The sequence below is a fragment of the Brevibacterium samyangense genome, assembly GCF_039529845.1.
GTDB lineage: Bacteria > Actinomycetota > Actinomycetes > Actinomycetales > Brevibacteriaceae > Brevibacterium > Brevibacterium samyangense.
This window is the reverse complement of the sequence record NZ_BAAANO010000008.1, coordinates 155,080-177,134: the sequence shown is the minus strand read 5'-3', so window position 1 is coordinate 177,134 and position 22,055 is coordinate 155,080. Positions and strand designations below refer to the sequence as shown.

Here is a 22,055-nt window from a genome sequence, read left to right as displayed (position 1 = left end):
CCCTGCGTTCCGGGGCGCTCGCGGGTGAAGACGGCCCGCTCCCGCGGGCGGGTCTCAGCCCTCGACGAGCGTCTCGTCCACCTCGGTCGGCAGTGGGGTCTCCACGTCCGGGGCCACACGTGCGACGATCCGGTCGAGGACGGTGCGGACGTACTTCTCACCGACCCACAGGTGCTTGGCCCCCTCGACGGGGACGAGCTCGGCCTGCGGGATGCGGGAGAACCGCTCACGCGCCTCGGCCGGGCGGAGGAAGTCGTCGAACTCCGGGACGAGGACGAGGAGGGGCTTGCCGAACGCGGCCCACGCCTCGAGATCCGCATCCGTCGCCCGATGCAGCGGCGGGGAGAGGAGGATCGCTCCCTCGATCGAGGGGTCGGTCCCGTACTTGAGGATGAGTTCGGTGCCGAAGGACCACCCGACGAGCCAGCGGTTCGGCAGCTCGTGGAACTCCGCGTACTCGATCGCCGCGTGGACGTCGCGCTCCTCGCCCACACCCTCCTCGAAGGAACCCTCGGAGGTCCCTCGCGGTGAACTCGTACCGCGGGTGTTGAACCGGAGGACTGCGAGGTCGGCGAGCGCCGGCAGTCGGTGCGCGGCCTTCTTGTACACATGGGAGTCCATGAACCCTCCGGCCGTCGGCAGGGGGTGGAAGGTGACGAGCGTGGCACGCGGGGCCACGCCCCCGGCCGGCCGTGCGAGTTCCCCGACGAGCGTGTGGTCGTCGGACGTGTGGAGTTCGATGTCCTCGCGGTCGGCGACGAGGACGGTGTTCGCGGTGATCTCGGGCATGGTGCCCAGCCTAGGGGAACCGCACCGCGGGGCCGGGTGCGAGGAACGTCACCGGCGGTGCCGGGACCGCCAGCAGGCCGCGTGCCAGTGCCGCCGTCCGTCGAGACCGACCCCGATCCCGAACTCCTCGTCGGACCGCCAGGCGACGACGTGGGCGGTCGACGCGGGCAGCACCTGATTGCAGCCGGGGCAGATGTACGACTTGCCCGAGGAGTTGCCCCGAACACTCTGCACGATCCAGCGGCCGTCGGGTTCGTCGTGAGTGCGCCGCAGACCGTTGAGCGAGAAGCTGAGTTCCCGCGTGTCACGGGCCCATTTGTTCGATCGGCGCGAGGACGAGGAGCGTGGCATGGCGCCGATTCTCTCACGTAAGGTGGGCGGGTGCGTCTGGTGATAGCGAAGTGCAGTGTCGATTATGCGGGCCGGCTGACGGCCCATCTCCCCCTGGCCACCCGGGTCCTCATGCTCAAGGCCGACGGGAGCGTCCTCGTCCACTCGGACGGCGGTTCGTACAAGCCGCTCAACTGGATGAGCCCGCCCTGCACGATGAAGGTCGCTTCTCCGGACGATGCGCAGCGCGCCGCCGGCGTCACCGAGGTCTGGACCGTCGAACAGACGAAGACCGATGATCGCCTCGTCATCTCCATCGCCGAGGTGCTCGCGGAGTCCTCCTACGACCTCGGGGTCGATCCCGGCCTCGTCAAGGACGGTGTCGAGTCGCACCTGCAGGAACTCCTCGCCGAACACATCGAGACCCTCGGTGACGGGTACTCGACCGTGCGGCGGGAGTACATGACCGCGATCGGCCCGGTGGACATCCTCGCCCGCGATTCCACCGGAACCGCCGTCGCCGTCGAGATCAAGCGGCGCGGTGACATCGACGGCGTCGAACAGCTCACCCGGTACCTCGAGCTCATGAACCGTGACCCGCTCCTCGCCCCCGTGACCGGGGTGTTCGCCGCCCAGGAGATCAAACCGCAGGCCCGCACGCTCGCGGAGGACCGTGGCATCCGGTGCGTCGTCCTCGACTACGACGCCCTGCGCGGCATGGACGATCCGGAGACCCGCCTGTTCTGAACGGCGTACCGAGCTGCTTCACGGTGGAGCGGTCCACCGGCGGATTCCGCCGCTAGGATCGCCGCATGACCGCCTCCCCCTCCCTCGGCGCCCTCCCCTTTCTCGACAAGGCCGAACCCGACGTGTGGAAGGCCCTCGCGGCGACCGCCGAGGCCGCTGCCTCAGCAGGAGAGGCCGCCGGACTCGAACGATCGACGATCGAACTCATGAACAGCCGGATCTCCCAGATCAACGGCTGCGCGTACTGCCTCGACCTCCATACCCGACGGGCACTCCGGGCCGGGGTCACCGAACAACAACTGCACCAGCTCGCGACCTGGCATGATTCCCCGGTGTTCGACGAGATCGACCGGGTCGCCCTCGAACTCGGCGAGGTCGTCACGCGGCTCCCCGAGAACCCCACCCGCCGCGACGCCCTCGATTCCGCCCGCGCACACCTCGGCGACGAGGCCTTCGTCGCCCTCGAATGGGCGGCGGTTCTCATGAACGCGTACAACCGCATCTCGATCCTCTCGGAACACCCCGTCCGGCTCCGCCCCGAACCCCGAAGGAGTGCACGATGACGAATGTCGAAGCCCGCCCCGAGGAACTCGTGTGCGAAACGACCGCCTGCGCCGAGGCGATCGACATCATCACCCCGCGTGACGTCCCGCTCGGCGGTCCCCGGGCGATGACCGTGCGCCGTACACTCCCCCAGCGCAAACGGTCCTTCATCGGCCCGTGGTGCTTCGTCGACCACTTCGGCCCCGACGACGTCGCAATCTCCGGAGGCATGCAGGTCGCCCGGCACCCGCACACGGGCCTCGCGACCGTCACCCTTCTCTTCGAGGGCACCATCGAACACATCGACTCGACGGGATTCTCGAACGTCGTGAAGCCCGGCGAGGTCAACCTCATGATCGCCGCCTCGGGCGTGAGCCATTCGGAGTACTCGAGCGCGACGACCGTTCTCCTCCACGGGGTGCAGCTCTGGTACGCCCTCCCGGACGCCCTCCGGAACGGGATGCCGCAGTCGCAGCACTTCGTCGCCGAACCCGTGGCCGTACCCGGGGGCACGGTCCTCACGTATCTCGGTGAGTTCGCCGGACGGGCCGCCGACATCGACACCCGGGTCCCGGCTCTCGCCGCCGAGGTCCGCATCCACACGGGTCAGGAGATCGTCCTCGACCTCGATCCGACCTATGAGCACGGTGTGCTGCTCGACTCCGGCGACCTCGAGGTCGAGGCGAACGGAGTGCGGATCCCCGTCGGACGCGATGAGCTCGCGTACCTCCCGGTCGGCCCCACACAACTCCGCCTCCGCGCCGGTTCCGACGGACCCGTCCGCGCCGTCGTCATCGGCGGCGCACCCTTCGGCGAACCGATCGTCATGTGGTGGAACTTCATCGGCCGCACGCACGAGGAGATCGTCGCGTACCGGGAGGCGTGGATGGCGGAGATCGGACGGGAGAGCGTCCCCGAACTCCCCGACCCCGGCGAGACCTACGCCGACGGCACCGCGTTCCCCCGGTTCGGCACGTTCCCCGCGGACACCCCGGCACCGTTGCCGGCCCCGGTCCTCCCGAACGTCCGGATCCGGCCCCGCGGCTGACGCCTCGGCGCCCCGCTCCCCCGCCGAGGAGCCCCTGCCGGCGGGAACCGCCCCACCCGACGAGACCGACACTGCGCACCGACCACATGCGGTCGGTGGAACCCCACCGGACCCAGGAGGCCCACCATGACCGACACCGCCGCCGGACAGTCACCGCGGAACGAGAACGCACAGGCCCCGACCTCGCTCGGGGACGGCCCGATCGACCCCGCGCGGATCACCGTCACCGACAACGCGGACGAGAGCCGTTTCGACATCACGGTCGGCGACACGCACGTCGGATTCTCGATGTACCTGCCGACGGAGAGCGCGCAGGGCGTCCCGCAGCGCATCCTCTACCACACCGTGGTCTTCGAGCAGTTCGGCGGCCACGGACTCGCGGCCCCTCTCACCGAGCAGGCGATCGCACAGAGCGTCGCGGCCGGCTATCGCGTCGTCGCGATGTGCCCCTACGTGAAGAAGTGGGTGACGAAGCACCACGAGTTCGACGACCGCCTCGACCCGGTCACGCCCGCCCACCTCGCTCTCTTCGGCTGAACGGGGGCCACGGCCCCGGACACGACAACACCCCCACCGCGTATCGCGAGCCGCGAACGTCGGTGGAGGTGTCGCCGAAGAGGTTGATCACACGGACATGAGTGAGAGCGGGTCGGGCCGTTCGACGCGGGCGACGTCGGCCCCGAGCGCGCGAAGCTTCTCCTCGAAGTACTCGTACCCCCGGTCGATGTGGTCGACACCCGAGATCTCCGTGGTCCCGTGGGCCCGCAGCGCCGCGATCGCGAGACCGGCGCCCGCGCGGATGTCCGAGGCCTCGACCTCGGCACCGGACAACGCCTCGACTCCCGTGATGAGGGCGTGGTTGCCGTCCACGGACACATGGGCACCGAGCCGCGAGAGTTCGTTGACGAACCGCCACCGCGCCTCGAAGAGATTCTCGGTGAGCAGACCGACCCCGTCCGCGACCGCGTCGAGCGCGATGACGAAGGGTTGCAGGTCGGTGGGGAATCCGGGGAACGGCAGAGTGGAGACCCGAACGCTCTCGGGGCGCCTGGGTCCGAAGACGCGGAAAGCTCCCCCGGGGTTCGCGGTCGAGACGTCCTCGACGTAGGCACCCGCGGCGCGCAGTTTGTCGATGACGTTCGGCAACAGTTCGGTGGACACACCCTGGACGACGACGTCGCCCCCGGTGATCACCGCGGCGAACGCCCAGGTGCCCCCGACGATGCGGTCACCGACGCAGCGGTGCTCGACGGGACGGAGCGATTCGACACCGTCGATGGTGAGGGTGGAGGTCCCGATCCCGGAGATCCGCGCACCCATCTCGACGAGCATCGTGCAGATGTCGACGATCTCGGGTTCCTTGGCGACGTTGTCGATGACGGTCCGGCCCCGCGCGAGTGTCGCCGCCATGACGAGGTTCTCGGTCGCACCGACGGACGGGAACTTGAGGTGGATATCGGTACCGGTGAGGCCGTCCGGCGCATCGAGGACGAAGTATCCGTGATCGATGTGCGCTCTGGCGCCGAGGGCTTCGAGCCCGGCCTGGTGGAGATCGAGACCCCGGGAACCGATCGCGTCACCACCGGGCAGTGCGACGTTCGCCGCGTGCATCCGGCCGGCGAGCGGGCCGAGGACGGAGATGGAGGCGCGCATGGCGCGGACGAGTTCGTAATCGGCCTTCACACCGACGACCTCGGGGACGTCGATCGCGACGATGCCGGCCTCGGTGTCGTACTCGATCCCACAGCCGAGGCGCCGGAGCAGTTCGCTCATGATCGAGACGTCGAGGATGGCGGGGACGTTCGTGATGACGGAGCGGCCCGGGGCCAACAACGTCGCCGCCATGAGTTTGAGAACACTGTTCTTGGCACCACGGACCTCGACCTCGCCCTCGAGGCGAACGGGTCCGCGGACGGAGAGAACCTGCATCAGGTGAATCGTCCCATCGTGAAGTTGGATCCGGGTGGGGCGGATTCGAGCCACGACGAGAGCGCCGAGAGCGCTTCCGAGTCGAGGGCCAACCGGATCTCGTCCGGCGAACCGCCGTACACACCGTACCGACACGTGATGACGTGCGCATCCGGGAGAACCGAGTACTGCTCGGCCTCGTCGGGCAGGTCACGCGCGGTGATCTCCAGATCCGAGCGGGGAAGGGAGAGGGAGGGCTTCCGTGTGAGGCTGAACACGGGGTACCACTCGAGATGGGTCACGGTGAAGACACCGACGCCCAAACGCCAGCGTGGGCGACGGGATTCGTCGCCCACGCGGACAGAACAGTCGAACGCGCCCGACAGCCTGGCCAGTCCCCTCCGTCGCACCGTGAACAGCACGACAAAGAGAACGGCCAGCCCTACCAACGAGAGCAGAAGGATCAGCAGGGTCGACGGGTTCACGTGGACTTCGGCTCAGCTCGATCGCTCAGAGAAGGGAGGCCTTGTCGGCGACCACGGTGACGCGATCGTTCTCCACGGAGAGGAACCCACCCTCGGCCGCAGCCGTGATGTGGTCACCCTCCGCCGTGACGATGCGCACCTGCCCCCCGGCCACGAGAGCCAGTACGGGCTCGTGGCCGGGGAGGATGCCGATCTCGCCCTCGGTCGTCTTCGCGACCACACGCTTGGCCTCACCGGACCAGACGGCCTGGTCGGTGGAAACCACGGTGACATTGAGGGACATGGAGATCAGTTCTCCTTCTGGAGCTCGGCGTAGTTGCGCAGCACATCGTCGATCGGGCCGACGTTGAAGAACGCCTGCTCCGGGATGTGGTCGAACTCGCCGTCGCAGATGCCCTTGAAGCCCTCGATGGTGTCCTTGATCGGCACCGTCGAACCCTCGACACCGGTGAACTGCACAGCGGTGTAGGTGTTCTGCGAGAGGAACTGCTCGAGGCGACGTGCGCGGTGCACCGTGAGCTTGTCCTCCTCGGAGAGCTCGTCGACACCGAGGATCGCGATGATGTCCTGGAGTTCCTTGTTCTTCTGCAGGATCGCCTTGACGCGGTTGGCCACCTCGTAGTGCTCGGCACCCACGTAGAGCGGGTCGAGGATGCGGGAGGTCGACGCGAGCGGGTCGATCGCCGGGTAGAGACCACGCGAAGCGATCTCACGGCTGAGCTCGGTCGTCGCGTCGAGGTGCGCGAAGGTGGTCGCCGGCGCCGGGTCGGTGTAGTCGTCGGCCGGCACGTAGATCGCCTGCATCGAGGTGATCGAGTGACCACGGGTCGAGGTGATGCGCTCCTGGAGCACACCCATCTCGTCCGCCAGCGTGGGCTGGTAACCCACGGCCGAGGGCATACGACCGAGGAGGGTCGAGACCTCGGAGCCCGCCTGCGTGAAGCGGAAGATGTTGTCGATGAAGAGGAGCACGTCCTGCTTCTGGACATCACGGAAGTACTCGGCCATGGTGAGGCCGGTCAGGGCGATGCGCAGACGCGTGCCCGGCGGCTCGTCCATCTGGCCGAACACGAGTGCGGTCTTGTCGAGCACGCCCGACTCGTCCATCTCCATGATGAGGTCGTTGCCCTCACGGGTACGCTCACCGACACCCGCGAACACGGACACACCACCGTGGTCCTGGGCGACACGGGTGATCATCTCCTGGATGAGGACGGTCTTGCCGACGCCCGCACCACCGAAGAGACCGATCTTTCCACCCTGCACGTACGGGGTGAGGAGGTCGATCGACTTGATGCCCGTCTCGAACATCTGGGTCTTCGACTCGAGCTTGTCGAAAGTCGGTGCCTCGCGGTGGATGGACCAACGATCGGTGATCTCGTAGGGCTCGTCGATCATCGAGTCGTTGAGCACGTCACCGGTGACGTTGAAGACCTTGCCCTTGGTGACGTCGCCGACCGGAACGGTGATCGGCGAGCCGGTGTCGGTGACCTCCTGGCCACGGACGAGACCGTCCGTCGGCTGCAGCGAGATCGCCCGGACGATGCCGTTGCCGAGCTGGAGCTCGACCTCGAGCGTGATCTTGCGCGTGCCCTCGGAGAGGGTCACGTGCGTGACGAGTGCGTTGTAAATGCTGGGCACGGAGTCGAGCGGGAACTCGACGTCCACGACGGGTCCGATGACGCGGGTGATCCGGCCAACGGTCCCCTGTGCCTGGGGGGTTTCCGTAACTGTGGCAGTCATGGTCTACTTTCTCTTCTGCTCTCGTGGATGGCCGGTCAGTCGCCGGCGCCGGATGCTGCAAGTGCATCGGCGCCGCCCACGATCTCGGTGATTTCCTGAGTGATCTCCGCCTGGCGAGCGGTGTTCGCCAGTCGCGTGTACTTCGTGACGAGTTCGTCCGCGTTGTCCACGGCGGTGCTCATCGCCTGCTGACGCGCGGCCTGCTCGGAAGCATTGGCGTTGAGCAGGGCGGCGAGGACACGCGAGGTGATGTACTTCGGGAGCAGCGCGTCGAGGACTTCCTCGGCACTCGGCTCGAATTCGTACAGCGGGAACACGTGATCGGCGTCCGGGCCCGCGGGCACCGGCGAGGTGAGCGCGTCCTGCCCGGCCTCCTCCGCCTCGACGACCTCGAGGGGGAGGAGACGGCGGTACTCCGGCTCACGGGAGATCGCCGACTTGTAACGCGTGTACACGAGGAAGATCTCGTCGACCCCGCCCTCGGCAACGTCCGCGTGGAACGCCTCGAGGATCGTGTCGGAGATCTCGCGTGCGTGATCGCCCGTGGGGCTCTCCGAGAAACCGGTCCAGGCCTGCGCGATCGCACGTTCGCGGAAGTTGTAGTACGTCTCCGCCTTCGAGCCGACGACGTACGTCGCAACGTCCTTGCCCTCGTCGTGCAGAAGGGTCGAGAGCTCCTCGGCCTTCTTGATGAGGTTGGATGCGTAGGCGCCTGCGAAACCACGGTCCGGACCGATGACCACGATCGCGGCCCGCTTGATCTCCGCGGGTTCCGTGGTCAGGGTGTGGTCGATGTTGGACTGCGTGGCGACCGCGGACACCGCCCGGGTGATGGCGTCGGCGTAGGGGCCGGCTGCCGTCACCCGTGCGATGGCCTTCTGGATCCGGGATGCCGCGATGAGCTCCATCGCCTTGAAGATCTTCCTCAAGGACTTCGTGGAGTTGATCTTCGCCTTGAAGACCCTCTGCTGGGCTCCCATCAGTTCTTCCTTTCGCTAGCGATCGTCGTGCCGGGGAAGCTCAGCGCTTGCCCTTGACGATCTGCTCCTGCTGGACGTCGGACCCGTCCGCCGCGTCGAACTCCTCGGTGCCGGCGTGGATGCCGCCACCGGAGGTCTGGAACTCGGCGGAGAAGGCCTCGACAGCAGAAGTGAGTTCCGCGATGGTCGCGTCCTCGAGCTTCTGGGAGGAACGGATGGCGTCGAAGACCGAGGTCTTGCGCTCGAGGTAACCGTGGAACTCGGACTCCCAGCGGAGGACGTCGGCAACCGGAACGGTGTCGAGGTATCCGTTGGAACCGGCCCACACGGAGACGGTCTGCTTCTCGAACGGCATCGGGTCGAACTGCCCCTGGCGGAGGAGTTCGGTGAGGCGCGCGCCGCGATCGAGCTGACGCTTGGTCGCCGCGTCGAGGTCGGACGCGAACATCGCGAAGGCCTCGAGCGAGCGGTACTGCGCCAGGTTGATCTTGAGCGTGCCGGAGACACCCTTGAGAGCCTTGGTCTGCGCGGCACCACCGACGCGGGACACGGAGATACCCACGTCGACGGCCGGGCGCTGACCGGAGTTGAAGAGATCGGACTGGAGGAAGATCTGACCGTCGGTGATCGAGATGACGTTCGTCGGGATGAACGCACCCACGTCGTTCGCCTTGGTCTCGATGATCGGCAGACCGGTCATCGAACCGCCACCGAGCTCGTCCGAGAGCTTGGCGCAGCGCTCGAGCAGGCGGGAGTGGAGGTAGAAGACGTCGCCCGGGTAGGCCTCACGGCCCGGCGGACGGCGGAGGAGCAGGGAGATCGCACGGTAGGCCTCGGCCTGCTTGGTGAGATCGTCGAACACGACGAGGACGTGCTTGCCCTCGTACATCCAGTGCTGACCGATGGCGGAACCCGCGTAGGGGGCGAGGTACTTGAAGCCCGCCGGGTCGGACGCCGGGGAGGCGACGATCGTCGTGTACTCCATGGCGCCGGCCTCTTCGAGGGAGCGCTTCACGGAGGCGATCGTCGAGCCCTTCTGACCACACGCGACGTAGATGCAGCGCACCTGCTTCGTCGGGTCGCCGGACTCCCAGTTCGCCTTCTGGTTGATGATCGTGTCGAGCGCGATCGCGGTCTTGCCGGTCTTGCGGTCGCCGATGATGAGCTGACGCTGGCCGCGACCGATCGGGATCATCGCGTCGATCGCCTTGAGGCCGGTCTGCAGCGGCTCGCGGACCTCCTTGCGGTCCATGACGCCGGCTGCCTGGAGCTCGAGCTCACGACGACCGACGGACTCGATCTCGCCGAGGCCGTCGATGGGCGCGCCGAGCGGGTCCACGACCCGGCCGAGGAATCCGTCGCCGACCGGGATCGAGAGGACCTCGCCGGTGCGGTAGACGTTCTGCTCCTCGGCGATGCCCTCGAAGTTGCCGAGGACGACGACGCCGATCTCGCGCTCGTCGAGGTTCTGGGCGAGGCCCAGGGTTCCGTCCTCGAACTTGAGGAGTTCGTTCGCCATCACTCCGGGCAGACCGGAGACGGTGGCGATGCCGTCACCGGCGGTGACGACCTTGCCCACCTCCGTCTTCGCTCCGGCCTCGGGGTGGTACGACTCGACGAACTTCCCCAGGGCGTCCCGGATCTCCTCCGGGCGAATTGTCAGTTCCGCCATCTGGTTTCCCTGCTTCCTTCAGTGTTTCTCGAGAGCGACCCGGGGGTGGGCGGACCGCTTCATGACGTGTGTATCGGCCGTTGTGGGCGAGCGATCAGCTCGCCAGGCGGCGGCGGACATCCGTGAGACGATCGGCGATCGCCGAGTTCATCACCTCGTCGCCGACCTGGACCCGCACGCCGCCGACCACGGTCGGATCGACGTGCACGTTGAGCACCAGCTCACGTCCGTAGCTCGCAGACAGCGCCGCGGCGAGACGGTCGTGCTGGGCCGGGGCCAGGGGCTTGGCCACGGTGACCTCCGCGACCGAACGACGCTGCCGCGCCGCGAGGACCTCGGAGTAGTTGTCCAGAGCCTCCGAGACGCGCAGCCCACGGGGGTGGGAAACGACCTGGGAGACGAGGGTCACGGTGTGCGAGGAGACCTTGCCGCCGAGCAGGTCCGCGACCAGGGCGCGCTTCGCCTCGGCCGGAGCCGGCGAGCCGAGGGCCCAGCCGAGCTCGTGGTCGGACTCGGTGAGACGGGAGAACCGGAAGAGCTCTTCCTCGACCTCCCCGAGGCGACCGGCCGCCTGCGCACTCGCGGCGACGGCGGTGACGCCGGCCACCTCGAGTGCGGTGACGAGATCCTGCGCCCGGGCCCAGCGGCTCGCAGCCGCCGAGAGAGCGATCTCGAGCACCCGGGCGTCCACCTTGCCGGAGAACAGATCCGAGACGAGGGCCTGCTTGCGCGACTGCTCGATCGCGGCGTCCGCGAGGACCTTGCGCAGCTGAGCGTTCTCGGCGAGGACCGAGACGATCGACAGCAGTCCCTCGGCCACCGCATCGGCGCCGCCGGCGTCGATGGCCGAGTTGACCTGCTGCAGGGTGTTGCTCAGCGAGTTCCTGCTCGACTGCAGCATCAGGACTCCTTCACCGTTGCCGGGGTCTGTGCCTCGAGATCAGCGATGAAACGATCGACGACGTTCGCCGCACGGGTGTCGTCGGAGAGGGACTCCCCGACGATCCGCGACGCGAGATCCGTGGCGAGGCCACCGACCTCACCGCGCAGCTGGAGCAGCGCGGCCTGGCGTTCGGCTTCGATCTGGGCCTTCGCAGTGGTGAGGATACGATCGGCCTCGTCCTGCGCCTGGACCTTCATCTCCGCGATGATCTGAGCGCCCTCCTCCTGGGCCTCCGCACGCAGACGAGCTGCCTCGGCACGACCATCGGCGAGCTGCTTCTGGTACTCGGCGAGAGCCTTGTCGGCCTCCGCCTGCACCTGCTCGGCCTTCTCGATTCCGCCCTCGATGGCCTGCGAACGTTCGTCCACGACCTTCTTGAACTTCGGCAGGATGACCACCCAGAAAGCGATCAGGATGATAGCGAAGCAGACCGCCGACCAGATGATGTCGTACGCCGCGGGCAGGAGCGGGTTGTGCGTCTCCCCTGCGGCGAGCAATGTAATCGGGGTCATAAAGGAGCTCTTTTCCTATCAGACGAAGATGAAGTGGGCGGCAATTCCGAGGAATGCCAGGAGCTCGACGAACGCAATACCGAGGAACATGGTGGTACGGAGCTGACCGGCGACCTCGGGCTGGCGTGCCATGCCCTCGACGGTCTTGCCCACGAGGATGCCGATACCGATGCCCGGGCCGATGGCCGAGAGGCCGTATCCGACGGTGGAGATGTTGCCGGAGACTTCGGCGAGAATGGTGGTGTCCATGGTTTCCTTCCGATGACGGTGGCGGCCGGTGGGCCGCCCGTTCCTATCCGTTGGGGCAGGTTGGTTGGTGCGTGGCGGGCGACCGGGGCCGCCCGCCTCCCGAACTCAGTGGTCGTGCGACACGCTGAGCTGGATGTACGAAGCGGTCAGCAGGGCGAAGACGTACGCCTGCAGCACTGCGACCAGGATCTCGAACAGAGTGAAGACGAAGCCGCCGATGAGGGTCAGCCCGCCGAAGAGGGTGAGGATTCCGCCGGCTTCGAAGAAGAAGAACTGCGTGGCTGCGAAGCACAGCACGAGCAGCAGGTGCCCGACGATCATGTTGAAGGTCAGTCGCAGCGTGAGGCTGAACGGACGCGCGATGAACGTCGAGATGAACTCGATGGGCGTCACGATGATGTACATCGCGGCGGGCACTCCGGCCGGGAAGAGCTGGCTCTTGAGGTACTGACCGCCACCCTGCGCCTTGATGCCGGCGTAGATCATGACGAACCAGACCACGAGCGCCATCACGAGCGGCATGCCGATGTTCGCGTTCGACGAGATGTTGAGGAACGGAATGATGCCGGTGATGTTGAGCGCGAAGACGCCGAAGAAGATCGACGCGATGAGCGGGAGGAAGCGGTCGCCGTCCTTCTCACCCAGCATGTCGTGCGCGATGCCCTTGCGGACGAAGTCCAGTGCCATCTCGGCGAGGGACTGCCCCTTGCCCGGCACGAGCTTCGGATTGCGGAGCAGGATCGCGAAGAGCGCGACGAGCACGATCGTCACGGCGATACGGATCAGCATGATCCGGTTGAGTTCGAAGGGAGTACCTGCGAACAGCACGGCCGTGGGATAGAACTCTTCGAGTCCCGGGGCGTGGAAACCGCCTTCGGATTCCGCTGCAAGGAGCATTGTCGGGGACAAGGCAGCTGACGTGAACAGGGCTCACTCCTGACGGCTCGACGGGGTGCGACCGGCCGGGGCCGGTGCACCACCGTTGACGAATACATTTTCATCCCGGACCGGACGGTGGGTGGGGGCTCCGTTGCGGGCACCGATCACCGATCGATCAGGGGAAACTCAGGTTCTCACAGCACGGAAGGAGCGAAACCGTCCCTCGACACACGGCGGCCCGGGCCCGATCCCTCGGGTCCGTAAGGCCTGTATGCACACATGCGCGTGTTCCCGGGTGTCACTCTACCAAGCGTAGAGAACCTGACAAAACCACCAGCTGACTTTCAGGTGGTTTCAAGGGAAACTGCGCTACTTCCCCGGTTCGACCAACGGCAGTCGTGCTTTCTGGACGGTGAGGACGTCGACGACGAGCGAGGCGAACGCCGCGACCGCAAGGGTGAGGAAGAGCACGACCGGATCGAAGAAGTCCCGTCCGCGGAGCGCGGCCGTCACCGCGATGAGGCCGGCGACCTTGACGAGGAAGCCGCCGAGCACGGTACCCGCGAGCACGGTCGGCGTGGAGTCGGCGGTGAAGAACATGAGCACCGCGGTGATCGCGAAGAACACGAAGGCCATCGCCGCTCCGATGAGTGCGCCCCAGACGCCCGGCATTCCGGACACGAACGCGCCGATCCCGCCGGCGACGACCGCGATCACGAGGGTGATCACGAGTCCTCGCAGCACGGTCTGTCGCATGATCGTCCGGACGGTGTCCTGTTTCGGGGTCATTCGGCCTCCTGGGGCGCTGTCCGCGGGGTCGCGGGGGTCGGAGCGCCGGTCGCGGCGCCGGTCGGGTCCTCCACCGGACGATCGGCACGGGTACCGACCACCTTCCGGGCGAAGGGGAAGAACGTGAGCGTGAGAGTCGCGAGGAGCGCGACGACGATGACGGGGACCGCGACCCGCGGCTCGAGGACGAGGAACGACACCGAGCCGAAGGCGAAGATCGCGGTCCACAGGTACATGATGAGGACCGCCCGCTTCTGCGAATGACCGAGCCGCAGCATGCGGTGGTGGAGGTGCTTCGCGTCCGCACTGAACGGGGACTTGCCCGCGAGGAGACGCCGGATCACCGCGAGGAAGAGGTCGATGAGCGGGAGCGCCATCACCGCGATCGGGAGGATCACCGGCATGTACGTCGCGAGGACCCGTTCGCTCCCGAGCAGCGCGGGGTCGACCTGGCCGGTGACCCGGATGGTCGACGCCGCGAGCAGCAGCCCGATGAGCATCGAACCGGAGTCACCCATGAAGATCCGTGCCGGGTTGAAGTTGTGCGGCAGGAAACCGAGGCACGCCCCGACGAGCACCGCGATGATGAGCGAGGCGAGGTTCGCATAGCTGTCCGGCGAGGTGTCCCGGGCGAGGAGATAGCTGTAGGCGAAGAACGCCACTCCCCCGATCGTCACGACCCCGGCCGCGAGCCCGTCGAGCCCGTCGACGAAGTTCACCGCGTTGATGGTGACGAGCACGACGAACACCGTGAGGACGATCGACATCCGGGGTGACCCGATGATGACGGTCTCGAACGGGATCGACAGGAGCGCGACGCCGTTGAGTGCCATGAAACCGGCGGCGAGGGCCTGTCCGGCGAGTTTCGGCAGCCAGTGGAGATCCCAGATGTCGTCGACGACCCCGAGCAGGCACAGCACGGTCGCGGCACCGGCGACCCCGATGATCGGGGCGGGGTCGAGGAAGAGCTCGGCGAGGAACGGGGTCTGGGAGGCGAAGAGAAGACCGACGATGACGCCGGCGAACATCGCGACCCCGCCGAGGCGCGGTGTGGGCACCGAGTGGACGTCGCGTTCGCGCAGCGGGGAGAAGATGAGGCCGCGTTCGGCGATCCGGCGCACCATCGGGGTGACGAGGTACGCGACGATCGCCGTGATGACGACGATGAAGAGATAGGCGCGCACTCAGTCGGCCTTGTCGCGCGCTTCCGCGGCCGTCCCGTCGGGGTCCGCCGGCGCAGCCTCCGAGGTGGCCGGTTCCGCGGCCGTCGACGAACCGGCTGCTGCGGGCGCCCCGAAATCCAACAGGTCCGGCACGATCTCCGCGAGCTCGGCGTGGGAGATCGGACCCCGGCGGACGATGCGCGGCGGGACCGCACTCATGTCGACGATGGTGGAGGAGCCGACCCCGGGGACCTGCCCGGCATCGAGGTAGATCTCGACGGAATCACCCAGCATCGCCTCGGCCTCGGCCGCGGTGGTGGCAGCGGGGACACCGTGCGTGTTCGCACTCGAGACGGCGAGCGGGCCGGTCTTCGCGAGCAGCTCGAGCACGTGCTTCTCGCCGGGCATGCGCAACGCCACGGTCCCGTGGGTCTCCCCCAGGTCCCAGTCGAGCGACGGCTGCGCCGGCAGGATGACGGTGAGCGGCCCCGGCCAGAACTTCGCGAGGAGGGAGAAGACCGTCTGGTCACGGACCTCGGCGAGCGCCGGAACGACCTCGGGGCGGGCGACGAGGACCGGAGGCGGGAAGTCCCGACCACGTCCCTTGGCCGCGAGGAGGGCGTTCACACCCTTCTGCGAGAACGCGTCCGCCGCGATGCCGTACACCGTGTCCGTCGGGACGACGAGCAGTCCGTCCTCCCGGATCACCCGGGTGCACTCGGCGAGAACCAGGTCCCGGACCTCGTCGTTGCGGACGTCGAATGTGCGCGGCATCGATCTCCTCTTCCTCGGCTGGGGTTACCGCCGGATCTCACCCGCGGTCGGGAGCGGGCGGGGTGTCCGGGGACGTGTCCTCCGGAGTGGCGGCGGTCGTGAATCGGTCCCTGCCAGTGTAGTCCCGGTGCGTGCGCGCGTCCGCGTAGCCGAGGGCCGCGAGGGTGCTCCGCAGCGCGTCACCCTGGGTCTCGTCGTGCTCCATGACGAACAGGCCGCCGGGCACGAGGAGACTCCGGACGGTCCGGGCGAGGGCCCGCGGGAAGTCGGTTCCGTCGTCCCCTCCCCCGTACAGCGCGAGAGCCGGATCGTACCCGGTGACCTCGGGGATCTGCGGTTGGAGGCTGCGGGGGACGTACGGCGGGTTGCTCACGACGACGTCGTAGGGCTGCCCGTCCCACCACGTCCCCGGGTCGAGGGCGTCGCCGTCGAGCACGGTGAGGCGGGAACCGCGCCGGGTGACCTCCGCGGCGTACCCGGCCGCGTTCCGGCGGGTGTACACGAGTGCCTCGGGCGAGAGCTCGACGGCGGTGACGTCCGCCCGCCACTCGGTGGCGAGGGCGATCGCGAGAGCGCCGGAACCGGAGCACAGGTCGAGGGCCCGAGGCGCCTCGGCGGCGTCCGTACCGGGCGCGGGCACCCGGCCCGGCCGGGCCCGCAGCACGGCATCGACGAGGAGCTCGGTCTCCGGGCGAGGGACGAAGACCCCCGGTCCGACGGCGAGCTCGAGGTACCGGAAGTACGCCGTGCCCGTGATGTGCTGGAGCGGCTCGCGCCGTGCACGTCGCCTCACGGCCGCCTCGAACGCCTCCACGACCTCGGGCGGGACCTCGGCGTCGTCGAGGCGCCGCCGGGCGGTCCGGCGCGCGTCCCCGTCGGCCCACAGGTGGGCGAGGAGCAGCACCGCGTCGTTCTCCGGGGAATCGACCCCGGCCGTGGTGAGGATCCCGGTGGCCCGGGCGAGCACGGCCCGGGTTCCGGTGCCGCGGCCCGTGTCCCGGCTCATGCGAGCTCGTCGAGGCGGGTGGCGCGATCGGCCGCCCGGCAGGACTCGACGACGGGATCGAGGTCGCCCGCGAGCACCTGGTCGAGGTTGTACGCCTTGTAGCCCGTCCGGTGGTCGGTGATCCGGTTCTCCGGGAAGTTGTACGTGCGGATGCGTTCCGACCGGTCGACCGTGCGGACCTGGGAACGGCGGGACTCGCTCGCGGCCGCGGCCTCCTCCTCGGCACGTTTCGCCAGGATCCGTGCACGGAGCATCCGCAGGGCGGCCTCCTTGTTCTGCAGCTGCGACTTCTCGTTCTGGCAGCTCGCGACGATCCCGGTGGGAAGGTGGGTGATGCGGACCGCGGAGTCCGTCGTATTCACGGACTGCCCGCCCGGACCGGAGGACCGGAAGACGTCGATCCGGAGGTCGGAGTCCGAGATCTCGATCTCCTCCGGTTCGTCGACCTCGGGAAATGCGAGCACTCCCGCCGCCGAGGTGTGGATCCGCCCCTGCGACTCCGTCACCGGTACGCGCTGTACCCGGTGGACGCCGCCCTCGAACCGGGTCCACCCGTAGACACCGCCCTCGCGGGACTTCACCGCGAGAGTGACGGCCTTGTACCCGCCGAGGTCGGAGTGCGTGGCATCGAGGACCTGGGTCGACCAGCCGCGGGACTGTGCCCACCGCTCGTACATGCGGAGGAGATCCCCGGCGAAGAGCGCGGATTCCTCTCCGCCCTCCCCCGCCTTGATCTCGAGGATCGCGTCACGGGCGTCGTCGGGATCACGCGGGACGAGGAGTTCGCGCAACTGCGCGACGAGGGTCTCCCGGCGCTCCTCCAGGGACGTGACCTCCTCGGCGAAGGAGGGATCGCTCTCGGCGATCTCGCGGGCGTCGGCGAGATCGGCGTCCACCGTCTGCAGATCCCGCCAGCACTCCGCGACCCGGTCGAGTTCGGCGTACCGGCGGGTGAGGCGCCGCGCGGACCCGGCGTCCGCATGGACGTCAGGGTCCGCGAGCTGCTCCTGGGTCCTCGCGTGCTCGTCGAGCAACGCGAGGACCGTGTGGCGCAGGGGTGCGAGATCCGCCGGAAAACCGGCGGTCATCAGTTCTCGTCCGCAGCCGACTTCGGCAGCGGGGTGTTCTTCTGCACCTTGAAGAGGAACTCGGCGTTCGAGCCGGTCTCCTTGAGCTGCGTGAGGAGGAGCTCGATCGCCTGCTGGTGCTCGAGGCCCGAGAGCAGACGACGGAGCTTCCACATGACCTTCGTCTCCTCCGGATTCATGAGCATCTCCTCACGGCGGGTGCCGGACGCATTCACGTCGACCGCCGGGAAGATCCGCTTGTCCGAGAGGTAGCGGGACAGGCGCAGCTCCATGTTGCCGGTGCCCTTGAACTCCTCGAAGATCACCTCGTCCATCTTCGAACCGGTCTCGACGAGCGCGGTCGCGAGGATCGTGAGCGAACCGCCGCCCTCGATGTTGCGGGCCGCACCGAAGAACTTCTTCGGCGGGTACAGCGCGTTCGCGTCGACACCACCGGAGAGGATGCGACCGGAGGCCGGCTGTGCGAGGTTGTAGGCACGCGACAGACGGGTGATGGAGTCGAGGAGCACGACGACGTCCTGGCCCATCTCGACGAGGCGCTTGGCCCGCTCGATCGCGAGCTCGGCGACCGTCGTGTGGTCCTCGGCCGGGCGGTCGAAGGTCGATGCGATGACCTCGCCCTTGACCGTGCGCTGCATGTCGGTCACTTCCTCGGGACGCTCGTCCACGAGGACGACCATGAGGTGGACCTCGGGGTTGTTGAGCGCGATCGAGTTCGCGATCTGCTGGACGACGGTCGTCTTGCCGGCCTTCGGCGGAGCGACGATGAGGCCGCGCTGGCCCTTGCCGATCGGCGAGACGAGGTCGATGAGACGGGTCGACACGAGCTTCGGGTCCGACTCGAGGCGCAGGCGCTCCTGCGGGTACAGCGGCGTGAGCTTCGAGAACTCGACCCGGCGCTTCGCGTCCTCGACCGTGAGGCCGTTGACCGAATCGAGGCGCACGAGCGCGTCGAACTTCTCGCGCTTGCGGTTCGACTGCTGCTGGTCGCCGTCACGGGGTGCACGGATGGCACCGACGATCGCATCGCCCTTGCGCAGTCCGTTGCGCTTGACCATGCCCGCGGAGACGTACACGTCGTTCTGACCCGGCAGGTAACCCGAGGTACGGAGGAACGCGTAGTTGTCGTGGACGTCGAGGATGCCGCCGACGGGGATGAGGACGTCGTCCGGTCGGAGCTCCGGCTCGTCGTCACGGCCCCGGCGCTTGCGGTCGCGATCGCGTCCGCGACCCCGGCCGCGACGCTCCTCGCGGTCCTGGTTGCCTCCGCGGTCGTTCCGGTCGTTCCGGTTGTCCCCACCGCGGTTGTCACCGGACTGGCGGTCGGACCGCTCGTCCTTGCGATCCTCGCGGCGGTTCTCGTTCCGATCGCCGTCCCGGCGGTCGCCTCGGCCCTCGCCGTTCCGGTTCTCGCCGTTCCGGTTCTCACCGTTCCGATCGCGACGGTCGCGGCGGCTGCGACGCTCGCGGCGTTCCGATCGCTCGCCGGAATCACCGTTCCGATCGCCCTCGCCGGACTCGGACCGCGACTCGGTCCGCGCGGACTCGGTGCGACCGGATTCGGTGCGGGGCGCCTCGGCGGCGGAGGGAGCGGCGGCCTGCGGGGAGTCACCCTTCGGAGCCTCCTGCACCGGCACCTCGGCCCGAGTCGGCTCGGGGGCGGCGGCCGGTGCGGTCTCCGACTTCGGGGCCTCGGCGGCGCGGCTGCTGCGGCGACGGCTCGGACGTTCCGCCTTCGGAGCGTCCGCCGCGGCGGCCTCGGCGGGTGCTGCGGCCTCGGTCTTCGGGGCCTCGGCGGTCTTCTTGGTCGTGCGCTTCGGCGCGGGGGCCGAAGCAGTGGTGGCGGGCGCACCCGACTGGGCCGCCTTGATCGCGTCGATGAGTTCGCCCTTGCGGAGGCGACGGTATCCCTTGATACCCAGACCTGCCGCCATTTCCTGGAGCTGGGGTAGCCGCAGTGCGGTGAGGCTCCCCGAACGCGCGACAGTGTCGGTCTGGTTGGTTTCGGTCACGAAGGTTTCCTTCTCCCTCGTCGGCTGCGGGGGCAGACGTTCGCCCGTGAGCACGCAGCGATGGACAGCACAGAATGAGTGCATTCATGTGGAACACCGTGGCGGGAACCGGATGCGTGATGCAGTGCGGCGCCCGTCGGAGCCCGGGATCAGGGGCGAACCGTCAGGAGATCGGACCGTACGGTCGGACCACGTGGGGGTCGTCCTGTTCCGTGGAGCGCGGTGCGTGGGATCGTTCCCCGGTCTGTGAACCAGATCCTCTGAGCGGGAACGGTCTCAGACTACCCCTTCCCCGCCGTCCTCCGCCAATCACGGCGCACGGGGAGTGCCCGTGGCACTCAGCCGATGACCGCCCCGCGGGTCTCGACGTTCGTCACGGTCGTCGTCACACCCGCGGCGGCGACGGTGGTCCCGAGGATGCGCGACGTGTCACCCGGCACGGCGGCGCCCAGCACCGCGGTGACACGGGCGACGAGGTCCTCCCCCGTCCCGAGGACGGCGACGGTCGGACCGGCACCGGAGACAACGGCGGCGAGGCCGGCCGCACGGAGCGCATCCACCCGGGCCAGGGCCTCGGGCATCCCGGGACGCCGGAACTCCTGGTGGAGACGGTCGACGGTCGCGTCGAGCAGGAGGTCGGGAGCGTTCGAGATCGCGTGCACGAACAGACCGGCGACTGCGGAATTCGCGGCCGCCTCGGCGTGCGCGACCCGTGCCGGGAGCAGCCCCCGGGCCACCCCCGTGTCGAGGCGTTCGGGCGGGATCACGAGAACGACCCGGACGGATTCGTCGACCGGCACCGAGGCGCTCCGGACTCCCCCGGCTCCGTCGGGATAGCAGAGGGTCACGCCACCGAAGAGGGCCGGAGCGGCGTTGTCCGGGTGACCCTCGTAACCGACGGCACGGGCGAGGGACCGCGCGGGGTCCTCCTGCTCGAGGCCGGAGAGCTTCGCGAGGGAGTCGGCGATCGCGATCCCCGCGACGACCGCCGCTGCGGAGGATCCCATGCCGCGTGAGTGCGGAATGACGTTGTGGCACGCGAGAGAGAGCCGATCGGCGAGCTCGGCGAGGCCCCGGCCCGCGAGGATCTCGCTCGTCACCCGGTGGACCAGGTGATCGCGCGAGCTCGGCAGGAGGTCCTCGCCCTCACCGAAGACGCTCACGCAGTGCGCCGGGTCGACCGGTTCCGGGTGGAGCGTCGCACGCACGGTGTCGTGCACGTCGAGCGCCATTCCGAAGCTGTCGTACCCCGCACCGAGGTTGGCCGAGGTGGCCGGTACCGCGACCTCGATGTCGGCCCGGAGCAGCATCATGCGTCCTCGAGGCCCAGCGCCCGGGCGGCCGAGACCGCGTCGACCGGAACCTTCGTCGTCTCCACCGCGGATCCGTCCGTGGTGTGGAGCGCCCACTGCGGGTCCTTGAGCCCGTGACCGGTGACGGTGCACACGATCCGGGCCCCGGCGGGGACCTCACCGGCGCGGGACTTCTTGAGCAGACCCGCGATCGAGGCGGCCGAACCGGGCTCGACGAAGATGCCCTCGGTCGAGGAGAGGAGACGGTGCGCCTCGAGGATCTCCTCGTCGGTGACGGAATCGATGAGTCCTCCGGACTCGTCACGCGCGGCCACGGCCTGGTCCCAGGACGCCGGATTGCCGATGCGGATCGCGGTCGCGATGGTCTCCGGCTCGTCGACGGGGTGCCCGAGAACGATCGGGGCGGCGCCGGCGGCCTGGAAGCCCCACATCGCGGGGGTCGATCCCGCGAGTCCGGCGTCCCGGTACTCGGTGTAGCCCTTCCAGTACGCGGTGATGTTGCCGGCGTTGCCGACCGGGAGGACGTGGACATCCGGTGCGCCGCCGAGCGCGTCGACGACCTCGAAGGAAGCGGTCTTCTGTCCCTCGATCCGGTCCGGGTTCACCGAGTTCACGAGGTGGATCGGGTACGACTCGGAGAGCTTGCGGCACAGGGTGAGGCAGTCGTCGAAGTTGCCGTCGACCTCGAGCAGCACCGCATTGTGGGCGACTGCCTGGCTCATCTTGCCCATCGCGATCTTGCCCGCGGGCACGAGTACGGCGCTCGTGAGTCCGGCCTTCGCGGCGTACGCCGCGGCGGACGCCGAGGTGTTGCCGGTCGACGCGCAGATGACGGCCTTCGCGCCGTACTGCACGGCCTTCGAGATCGCCATCGTCATCCCGCGGTCCTTGAAGGACCCGGTGGGGTTCATCCCCTCGTACTTCACGTGGACCTCGGCCCCCACGAGCTCCGACAGGTGCGCGGCGTGGATGAGCGGGGTCCCGCCCTCCCCGAGGGTGACGGCCCGGGTCTCCGGAGCGATGTCGAGGAACTCACGGTACTCCTCGATGACTCCCTGCCACTGGTGGCGGTGCTGCGTCAT

General features: G+C 68.4%; 24 protein-coding genes. 4 read left to right on the top strand and 20 right to left on the bottom strand.

Going from position 1 to position 22,055, the window contains the following annotated elements; all coding sequences use genetic code 11:
- Positions 1-54 precede the first annotated feature (54 nt).
- Complete coding sequence (locus ABD172_RS04775) at positions 55-789, bottom strand: alpha/beta hydrolase (RefSeq protein WP_344307424.1); 735 nt, start codon at positions 787-789, stop codon at positions 55-57.
- A gap of 48 nt (positions 790-837) precedes the next feature.
- Complete coding sequence (locus tag ABD172_RS04770) at positions 838-1,140, bottom strand: hypothetical protein (RefSeq protein WP_344307422.1); 303 nt, start codon at positions 1,138-1,140, stop codon at positions 838-840.
- Positions 1,141-1,170: 30 nt separating this feature from the next.
- On the opposite strand from ABD172_RS04770, the gene nucS reads away from it, so the two are divergent.
- The 4 genes from nucS (at position 1,171) to ABD172_RS04750 (ending at position 3,994) form a co-directional block, all read left to right on the top strand.
- The gene (nucS, locus tag ABD172_RS04765; RefSeq protein ID WP_344307420.1) at positions 1,171-1,866 is read left to right on the top strand and encodes an endonuclease NucS; all 696 of its coding nucleotides are present in this window, start codon (positions 1,171-1,173) and stop codon (positions 1,864-1,866) included.
- A gap of 65 nt (positions 1,867-1,931) precedes the next feature.
- Positions 1,932-2,429 carry a carboxymuconolactone decarboxylase family protein gene (locus ABD172_RS04760; protein WP_344307418.1) on the top strand — a complete coding sequence of 166 codons (498 nt, stop codon included), beginning with the start codon at positions 1,932-1,934 and terminating at the stop codon, positions 2,427-2,429.
- The gene (locus ABD172_RS04755) at positions 2,426-3,457 is read left to right on the top strand and encodes a pirin family protein (RefSeq protein ID WP_344307416.1); all 1,032 of its coding nucleotides are present in this window, start codon (positions 2,426-2,428) and stop codon (positions 3,455-3,457) included. Before ABD172_RS04760 ends, ABD172_RS04755 begins: the two co-directional genes overlap by 4 nt.
- A 126-nt stretch (positions 3,458-3,583) precedes the next feature.
- Positions 3,584-3,994, top strand: a complete 411-nt coding sequence (locus ABD172_RS04750; protein WP_344307415.1) for a GNAT family N-acetyltransferase — start codon at positions 3,584-3,586, stop codon at positions 3,992-3,994.
- An 87-nt stretch (positions 3,995-4,081) separates the two neighbouring features.
- Here ABD172_RS04750 and murA read toward each other — a convergent pair whose 3' ends face one another.
- From murA to thrC, 18 genes are all read right to left on the bottom strand, one after another.
- Positions 4,082-5,386 carry a UDP-N-acetylglucosamine 1-carboxyvinyltransferase gene (gene murA / locus ABD172_RS04745; protein ID WP_344307414.1) on the bottom strand — a complete coding sequence of 435 codons (1,305 nt, stop codon included), beginning with the start codon at positions 5,384-5,386 and terminating at the stop codon, positions 4,082-4,084.
- Positions 5,386-5,775: a DUF2550 domain-containing protein gene (locus ABD172_RS04740; protein ID WP_344307561.1), complete on the bottom strand. Its 390-nt coding sequence runs from the start codon at positions 5,773-5,775 to the stop codon at positions 5,386-5,388. Before ABD172_RS04740 ends, murA begins: the two co-directional genes overlap by 1 nt.
- Positions 5,776-5,875: 100 nt before the next feature.
- Positions 5,876-6,133, bottom strand: coding sequence for a F0F1 ATP synthase subunit epsilon (locus ABD172_RS04735; RefSeq protein ID WP_344307412.1), 258 nt, complete (start codon positions 6,131-6,133; stop codon positions 5,876-5,878).
- Between the two features lie 5 nt (positions 6,134-6,138).
- Positions 6,139-7,593 carry a F0F1 ATP synthase subunit beta gene (gene atpD / locus ABD172_RS04730; protein ID WP_344307411.1) on the bottom strand — a complete coding sequence of 485 codons (1,455 nt, stop codon included), beginning with the start codon at positions 7,591-7,593 and terminating at the stop codon, positions 6,139-6,141.
- A gap of 35 nt (positions 7,594-7,628) precedes the next feature.
- Positions 7,629-8,573 (bottom strand): F0F1 ATP synthase subunit gamma, encoded by a 945-nt coding sequence (locus ABD172_RS04725; RefSeq protein ID WP_344307410.1) that lies wholly within the window; start codon positions 8,571-8,573, stop codon positions 7,629-7,631.
- Between the two features lie 40 nt (positions 8,574-8,613).
- Entirely contained in the window at positions 8,614-10,245 is a 1,632-nt protein-coding gene (gene atpA / locus ABD172_RS04720) for a F0F1 ATP synthase subunit alpha (RefSeq protein WP_344307409.1), read from the bottom strand.
- Positions 10,246-10,339: 94 nt separating this feature from the next.
- Positions 10,340-11,146, bottom strand: coding sequence for a F0F1 ATP synthase subunit delta (locus tag ABD172_RS04715; RefSeq protein ID WP_344307408.1), 807 nt, complete (start codon positions 11,144-11,146; stop codon positions 10,340-10,342).
- On the bottom strand, positions 11,146-11,700 hold the full coding sequence (locus ABD172_RS04710; RefSeq protein WP_344307407.1) for a F0F1 ATP synthase subunit B: 555 nt from the start codon (positions 11,698-11,700) through the stop codon (positions 11,146-11,148). The genes ABD172_RS04715 and ABD172_RS04710 overlap by 1 nt, the downstream gene beginning before the upstream one ends.
- An 18-nt stretch (positions 11,701-11,718) precedes the next feature.
- Positions 11,719-11,949, bottom strand: coding sequence for an ATP synthase F0 subunit C (gene atpE, locus ABD172_RS04705; RefSeq protein WP_344307406.1), 231 nt, complete (start codon positions 11,947-11,949; stop codon positions 11,719-11,721).
- Positions 11,950-12,054: 105 nt separating this feature from the next.
- Complete coding sequence (atpB, locus tag ABD172_RS04700; RefSeq protein WP_344307405.1) at positions 12,055-12,846, bottom strand: F0F1 ATP synthase subunit A; 792 nt, start codon at positions 12,844-12,846, stop codon at positions 12,055-12,057.
- Positions 12,847-13,197: 351 nt separating this feature from the next.
- Positions 13,198-13,617, bottom strand: a complete 420-nt coding sequence (locus ABD172_RS04695; RefSeq protein WP_344307404.1) for a Cg1360 family ATP-synthase-associated protein — start codon at positions 13,615-13,617, stop codon at positions 13,198-13,200.
- Positions 13,614-14,801 (bottom strand): MraY family glycosyltransferase, encoded by a 1,188-nt coding sequence (locus tag ABD172_RS04690; RefSeq protein WP_344307402.1) that lies wholly within the window; start codon positions 14,799-14,801, stop codon positions 13,614-13,616. Before ABD172_RS04690 ends, ABD172_RS04695 begins: the two co-directional genes overlap by 4 nt.
- Positions 14,802-15,554, bottom strand: coding sequence for an L-threonylcarbamoyladenylate synthase (locus ABD172_RS04685; RefSeq protein ID WP_344307400.1), 753 nt, complete (start codon positions 15,552-15,554; stop codon positions 14,802-14,804). It lies immediately after the preceding gene.
- Between the two features lie 37 nt (positions 15,555-15,591).
- Entirely contained in the window at positions 15,592-16,560 is a 969-nt protein-coding gene (prmC, locus tag ABD172_RS04680; protein WP_344307398.1) for a peptide chain release factor N(5)-glutamine methyltransferase, read from the bottom strand.
- The gene (gene prfA, locus ABD172_RS04675; RefSeq protein ID WP_344307396.1) at positions 16,557-17,648 is read right to left on the bottom strand and encodes a peptide chain release factor 1; all 1,092 of its coding nucleotides are present in this window, start codon (positions 17,646-17,648) and stop codon (positions 16,557-16,559) included. Before prfA ends, prmC begins: the two co-directional genes overlap by 4 nt.
- Positions 17,648-19,582 carry a transcription termination factor Rho gene (gene rho, locus ABD172_RS04670; protein ID WP_425546655.1) on the bottom strand — a complete coding sequence of 645 codons (1,935 nt, stop codon included), beginning with the start codon at positions 19,580-19,582 and terminating at the stop codon, positions 17,648-17,650. Before rho ends, prfA begins: the two co-directional genes overlap by 1 nt.
- 416 nt (positions 19,583-19,998) lie before the next feature.
- Entirely contained in the window at positions 19,999-20,973 is a 975-nt protein-coding gene (gene thrB / locus ABD172_RS04665) for a homoserine kinase (RefSeq protein ID WP_344307392.1), read from the bottom strand.
- Positions 20,970-22,055: a threonine synthase gene (gene thrC, locus ABD172_RS04660; RefSeq protein WP_344307390.1), complete on the bottom strand. Its 1,086-nt coding sequence runs from the start codon at positions 22,053-22,055 to the stop codon at positions 20,970-20,972. The genes thrB and thrC overlap by 4 nt, the downstream gene beginning before the upstream one ends.

What these genes read in the sequence shown, in the direction of transcription:
- ABD172_RS04775 (WP_344307424.1), bottom strand. Translation starts at nt 789, where the DNA reads ATGCCCGAGATCACCGCGAACACCGTCCTCGTCGCCGACCGCGAGGAC.
- ABD172_RS04770 (WP_344307422.1), bottom strand. Translation starts at nt 1,140, where the DNA reads ATGCCACGCTCCTCGTCCTCGCGCCGATCGAACAAATGGGCCCGTGAC.
- ABD172_RS04760 (WP_344307418.1), top strand. Translation starts at nt 1,932, where the DNA reads ATGACCGCCTCCCCCTCCCTCGGCGCCCTCCCCTTTCTCGACAAGGCC.
- ABD172_RS04755 (WP_344307416.1), top strand. Translation starts at nt 2,426, where the DNA reads ATGACGAATGTCGAAGCCCGCCCCGAGGAACTCGTGTGCGAAACGACC.
- ABD172_RS04750 (WP_344307415.1), top strand. Translation starts at nt 3,584, where the DNA reads ATGACCGACACCGCCGCCGGACAGTCACCGCGGAACGAGAACGCACAG.
- murA (WP_344307414.1), bottom strand. Translation starts at nt 5,386, where the DNA reads ATGCAGGTTCTCTCCGTCCGCGGACCCGTTCGCCTCGAGGGCGAGGTC.
- ABD172_RS04735 (WP_344307412.1), bottom strand. Translation starts at nt 6,133, where the DNA reads ATGTCCCTCAATGTCACCGTGGTTTCCACCGACCAGGCCGTCTGGTCC.
- atpD (WP_344307411.1), bottom strand. Translation starts at nt 7,593, where the DNA reads ATGACTGCCACAGTTACGGAAACCCCCCAGGCACAGGGGACCGTTGGC.
- ABD172_RS04725 (WP_344307410.1), bottom strand. Translation starts at nt 8,573, where the DNA reads ATGGGAGCCCAGCAGAGGGTCTTCAAGGCGAAGATCAACTCCACGAAG.
- atpA (WP_344307409.1), bottom strand. Translation starts at nt 10,245, where the DNA reads ATGGCGGAACTGACAATTCGCCCGGAGGAGATCCGGGACGCCCTGGGG.
- ABD172_RS04715 (WP_344307408.1), bottom strand. Translation starts at nt 11,146, where the DNA reads ATGCTGCAGTCGAGCAGGAACTCGCTGAGCAACACCCTGCAGCAGGTC.
- ABD172_RS04710 (WP_344307407.1), bottom strand. Translation starts at nt 11,700, where the DNA reads ATGACCCCGATTACATTGCTCGCCGCAGGGGAGACGCACAACCCGCTC.
- atpE (WP_344307406.1), bottom strand. Translation starts at nt 11,949, where the DNA reads ATGGACACCACCATTCTCGCCGAAGTCTCCGGCAACATCTCCACCGTC.
- atpB (WP_344307405.1), bottom strand. Translation starts at nt 12,846, where the DNA reads ATGCTCCTTGCAGCGGAATCCGAAGGCGGTTTCCACGCCCCGGGACTC.
- ABD172_RS04695 (WP_344307404.1), bottom strand. Translation starts at nt 13,617, where the DNA reads ATGACCCCGAAACAGGACACCGTCCGGACGATCATGCGACAGACCGTG.
- ABD172_RS04685 (WP_344307400.1), bottom strand. Translation starts at nt 15,554, where the DNA reads ATGCCGCGCACATTCGACGTCCGCAACGACGAGGTCCGGGACCTGGTT.
- prmC (WP_344307398.1), bottom strand. Translation starts at nt 16,560, where the DNA reads ATGAGCCGGGACACGGGCCGCGGCACCGGAACCCGGGCCGTGCTCGCC.
- prfA (WP_344307396.1), bottom strand. Translation starts at nt 17,648, where the DNA reads ATGACCGCCGGTTTTCCGGCGGATCTCGCACCCCTGCGCCACACGGTC.
- rho (WP_425546655.1), bottom strand. Translation starts at nt 19,582, where the DNA reads ATGGCGGCAGGTCTGGGTATCAAGGGATACCGTCGCCTCCGCAAGGGC.
- thrB (WP_344307392.1), bottom strand. Translation starts at nt 20,973, where the DNA reads ATGATGCTGCTCCGGGCCGACATCGAGGTCGCGGTACCGGCCACCTCG.
- thrC (WP_344307390.1), bottom strand. Translation starts at nt 22,055, where the DNA reads ATGACGCAGCACCGCCACCAGTGGCAGGGAGTCATCGAGGAGTACCGT.